4 protein-coding genes are annotated in these 4,629 nt (G+C 65.8%); all 4 read left to right on the top strand.

All coding sequences use genetic code 11. From position 1 onward, the window contains the following. The first annotated feature begins 402 nt into the window (after positions 1-402). The 4 genes from MFF24_RS28455 to MFF24_RS28440 are packed head-to-tail and all read left to right on the top strand — an operon-like array spanning position 403 to position 4,281. Entirely contained in the window at positions 403-1,470 is a 1,068-nt protein-coding gene (locus MFF24_RS28455) for a sulfate ABC transporter substrate-binding protein (RefSeq protein WP_238229194.1), read from the top strand. Between the two features lie 4 nt (positions 1,471-1,474). Next, on the top strand, positions 1,475-2,329 hold the full coding sequence (gene cysT, locus MFF24_RS28450) for a sulfate ABC transporter permease subunit CysT (protein ID WP_238229193.1): 855 nt from the start codon (positions 1,475-1,477) through the stop codon (positions 2,327-2,329). After that, positions 2,322-3,224 (top strand): sulfate ABC transporter permease subunit CysW, encoded by a 903-nt coding sequence (gene cysW, locus MFF24_RS28445; protein WP_238229192.1) that lies wholly within the window; start codon positions 2,322-2,324, stop codon positions 3,222-3,224. Before cysT ends, cysW begins: the two co-directional genes overlap by 8 nt. Before the next feature lie 31 nt (positions 3,225-3,255). Then, positions 3,256-4,281 (top strand): sulfate/molybdate ABC transporter ATP-binding protein, encoded by a 1,026-nt coding sequence (locus MFF24_RS28440; protein ID WP_373322757.1) that lies wholly within the window; start codon positions 3,256-3,258, stop codon positions 4,279-4,281. Positions 4,282-4,629 lie beyond the last annotated feature (348 nt).

The following is a 4,629-nucleotide window of genomic DNA, read 5'->3' as shown; positions in this document are numbered from 1 at the left end:
GCGCGTCGCTGAGAACCAAGCGATCCTGAACGCTCAAGGCTGTCCTCCAAAAGACAGCCTTGAAGCACCGCTTACCCCGTCCGTGAACCCCAAGAGTCCACGCGGCCTAGTGGTTCATCATGGCCCGCGGCGTTTGGCTGGCTGTCGAATGCGCTTCGGCCTGACGGTTCGGCCGGCTCTTCTGCACACGGCCTACGTTCCTGCACAAAACGTTCTTTCTACAGAACGAGACTCAAAGGGATCTTCCTTCTCGCATATCCGCCAGCTAGGAGAATAAATGTGCTAACTTGTTTGCAAATAGCCGGCATAGGGGATCGAGATCGATGGATCGAGCGTAGCGCCGAGCTTGACATCGTTCTTTAAAACGAACACTTCCTCGTCATGAGCGGGTGAACACCCGCGATGTGGAGGCGAGACGACGTGTTCGACGGACATCCGATCAGGCTTGGCAAAAAGCCCCACCGGCGCGCAGCCCTTCTCGGCTTTGCCATGGCCGCCTGCCTCGTATCGGCCGGCAGCGCCCAGGCGCAGACCGAGATCCTCAACGTGTCCTACGACCCCACGCGCGAACTCTACCGTGAGATCAACGCGGCCTTCATCGAAGAGTGGAAGGCCAAGACCGGCGAGACGGTCACCGTGCGCGCCGCCCATGGCGGCTCCGGCGCGCAGGCCCGCACGGTCATCGACGGCATCCCCGCCGATGTCGTGACCCTCGGCATCCCCTCCGACATCGACGCCATCGCCAAGCTGTCGCAGAAGATCCCGGCGGATTGGCGCACAAAGCTCCCGAACGAGGGCCTGCCCTACACCTCGACCGTCGTGTTCCTCGTCCGGAAGGGCAATCCCAAAGCCGTGAAGGACTGGAACGATCTGGCCAAGCCTGACGTGAAGGTCATCACCCCGAACCCGAAGACCTCGGCCGGCGGGCGGTGGAACTTCCTCGCTGCCTGGGGCTACGCCTACGAGAAGGAAGGCAAGGACAAGGAAAAAGCCAACGCCTTCGTCGGCTCGCTCTACAAGAACGTCCCCGTGCTCGACACCGGCGCCCGCGGCTCGACCGTGACCTTCGCCCAGCGGGGTCTCGGCGACGTGCTGCCGACCTGGGAGAACGAGGCGTTCCTCGTGCTGGAGGAGTTCGGCAAGGACAAGTTCGACATCGTCGTGCCGCCGACTTCGATCTACGCCGAACCGCCCGTTGCGCTGGTCGATGCCAATGTCGACAAGCGTGGCACGCGCAAGCAGGCCGAGGCTTATCTTCAGTTCCTCTACGGCGACCGGGCGCAGGCGATCTTCGCCAAGCATCATTACCGACCGATCAAGCGCGAGGCGGCCAAGCCGGAGGATCTGGCACAGCTGCCCGAGATCAAGCTGTTCAAGATCGAGGATCTGCAGGGCTCCTGGGACAATATCCAGAAGGCCAATTTCGACAATGGCGGACTGTTCGATCAACTGAGCAAGGCCGGGCGCTGACCGCATGGTCGAACCTGTGAAACCAAGGCGGCGTTTTCGCCAGCGGAGCGTGATCCCGGGCTTCGGGATCACATTCGGCTACACGCTGACCTGCCTCGGCGTGATCGTGCTGCTGCCGCTCGCGGCCCTCGTGGTGAAGGCATCCGGCCTCGGCTTCTCGGGCATCTGGGAGGTCGCGACCGACCCGCGCGTGGCAAGCGCCCTGCGCGTGAGCTTCGGCGTGTCGCTCCTCGCCGCGCTGACCGCCTCGATCTTCGGCGGCATCGTCGCCTGGGTGCTGACCCGCTACGATTTCCCCGGCCGCAAGCTCGCCGACGCCGTGGTCGATCTGCCCTTCGCCCTGCCGACGGCGGTGGCCGGCATCGCGCTGGCCTCGCTCTACGCACCCAACGGATTGGTCGGCGAACAGCTCGCCAAGGTCGGCATCGAGGCGGCCTACACGCCGGTCGGCATCTTCATCGCTATGGTGTTCATCGGCCTGCCCTTCGCAGTCCGTACGGTGCAGCCGCTGATCGCCGAGATCGACAAGGAGGTGGAGGAGGCCTCCGCCATCCTGGGCGCCTCGCGGATTACCACGCTCATGCGGGTGGTGCTGCCGCCGCTGATTCCGGCGGTGCTGACCGGCTTTGCCCTCGCCTTCGCTCGCGGCGTCGGCGAGTACGGCTCGATCATCTTCATCGCCGGCAACCTGCCCTATGTGTCAGAGATCGCGCCGCTGCTGATCGTCATCAAGCTCTCTGAGTTCGACTATGCGGGCGCGAGCGCCATCGCCGTGATCATGCTGGCGATCTCCTTCGTCACCCTGCTGGCGATCAACCTGATTCAGGCCTGGAGCCGCCGGAGATTCGGCTATGTCTGAGGCGTTGGCGCAGGGCGCCCCCCTGGGGCCACGCGACGAAACCTTGACGCCACCCGCCAGCGTCGTCACCGAGCGGCGGGTCGTGCGCTGGCTGCTGATCGCGGTGGCGCTGACCTTCCTCGGCCTGTTTCTCGTGCTGCCCCTGCTCACGGTGTTCGCACAGGCACTGGCCAAGGGCTGGGGGGCGTATCTCGCCGCCTTCTCCGAACCCGACGCCCAGGCGGCGATCCGGCTAACGCTGCTCGTCGCGGCGATCGCCGTGCCGTTCAACCTCGTCTTCGGCGTCGCGGCTTCCTGGGCCATCGCCAAGTTCGAGTTCCGCGGCAAGAACCTGCTCGTCACGCTGATCGACCTGCCCTTCTCGGTCTCGCCCGTGGTGTCCGGGCTGATCTACGTGCTGGTCTTCGGCGCGCGCGGCCTGTTCGGCCCCTTCCTCATCGAGCACGACATCCAGATCATCTTCGCGGTGCCCGGCATCGTGCTCGCAACGATCTTCGTCACCTTCCCCTTCGTCGCCCGCCAGCTCATCCCGCTGATGCAGGAGCAGGGCACGGCGGAGGAAGAAGCCGCCCTCACCCTCGGCGCCTCCGGATGGCACGCCTTCCGGACGGTGACGTTACCCAACATCCGCTGGGGCCTGCTCTACAGCGTCCTGCTCTGCAACGCCCGCGCGATGGGCGAGTTCGGCGCGGTCTCGGTCGTCTCCGGCCATATCCGCGGGCTCACCAATACGCTGCCGCTGCACGTGGAGATTCTCTACAATGAGTACAACTTCGTTGCCGCGTTCGCCGTCGCCTCTCTCCTTGCCGGGCTCGCTCTTGTCACCCTCGCCGTCAAATCCGTCCTCGAATGGCGCTACGCCGACGACCTCGCTGCGGGCGCCCGGCGTCATTGACCCTCTGAGCCACGGCGCCAAAGCCACCGCGATCCGCATCGAGGACGTTTCGAAGACCTTCGACACGGCAGCGGTGCTGCACGATTTCACCCTCGACGTGCGGGCGGGCGAGCTGCTGGCGCTGCTCGGGCCGTCGGGCTCCGGCAAGACCACGCTGCTGCGCATCATCGCCGGGCTCGATTTCCCGGATCGCGGCCGGATCATTTTCGGCGGCGACGACGCCACGCAGGTGCCGGTGCAGCGGCGATCGGTCGGCTTCGTGTTCCAGCACTACGCCCTGTTCAAGCACATGACGGTGGCACAGAACATCGCCTATGGGCTCAACGCCCGGAAGCGCTCGGAGCGCCCGGACAGCGCCGAGATCAAGCGCCGCGTCGGCAACCTGCTCGACCTGATCAAGCTTTCGGGCTTCGCCGATCGCTACCCGAGCCAGCTCTCCGGCGGCCAGCGCCAGCGCATTGCATTAGCCCGTGCCCTCGCGGTGGAGCCTCGGGTGCTGCTGCTCGACGAGCCCTTCGGGGCGCTCGACGCACAAGTCCGAAAAGACCTGCGCCGCTGGCTGCGCGAGATCCACGACCGCACCGGCCAGACCACGATCTTTGTCACCCACGATCAGGACGAAGCGCTCGAACTCTCCGACCGCGTGGCGGTGCTCGACCGCGGTCGCCTGGAACAGGTCGGCACGCCGGACGAGGTGCAGGAGCACCCGGTCTCGCCGACGGTGCTGAAGTTTCTGGGCGACACGATTGAGGTCGAGGCGATCGCGCAGAACGGACAGGTCCTCGTCGACGGCCGGCCGACGCCGCTCACCGTCCCCGCTGGCCTGGTTGGGCCAGTCAAGCTCTACGCCCGCCCCTGGCAGCTTCAGTTCGCCGAGGCGCATGAGGCGCATCTGAGCGGCACGGTCCGTTCCTCATACCGGACGCAGGGACGTCAGCGGATCGAGGTCGACCGTCCCGGCGCAAAGGTCGTGGTGGTCGAAGCCGCGGATACGGCGCGCCTCGCGGCCGGTCGCGAGGTCGGCCTGCGGATCGTAGGCGGACACGTGTTTCCGTAGATCCGCGCAGGATTGCACTGCCTCCCGCGGAGAGCGTGGAAGGCAGCGCGTTCAAGAGACATTGGCCCCCTTGTGCCCGGTCACCTCTGTCGCGAACCCGCGGTTTCGCCAACAGCCCCTCCCCTCTCCGTTCGCACCTCTGCGACAGGCATGATGGCGAGGCGCCGCCGGCGCGATCCGCAGGTCCGGCCAGATGCGAAAGACCGTCTCGCAGGAGGTGGGGGCAAACAGCAAAAGGCCCGCGAGGCGTTGGCCAGCGGGCTGTGTGTCTGTTGTCGTGTTGGTTGCGGGGGCTGGATTTGAACCAGCGACCTTCAGGTTATGAGCCTGACGAGCTACCGGGCTGCT

The organism is Methylorubrum aminovorans (genome assembly GCF_022179725.1).
Classification (GTDB): domain Bacteria; phylum Pseudomonadota; class Alphaproteobacteria; order Rhizobiales; family Beijerinckiaceae; genus Methylobacterium; species Methylobacterium aminovorans.
The sequence above is the reverse complement of the archived record's forward strand: the minus strand, read 5'-3'. Positions and strand labels throughout refer to the sequence as shown.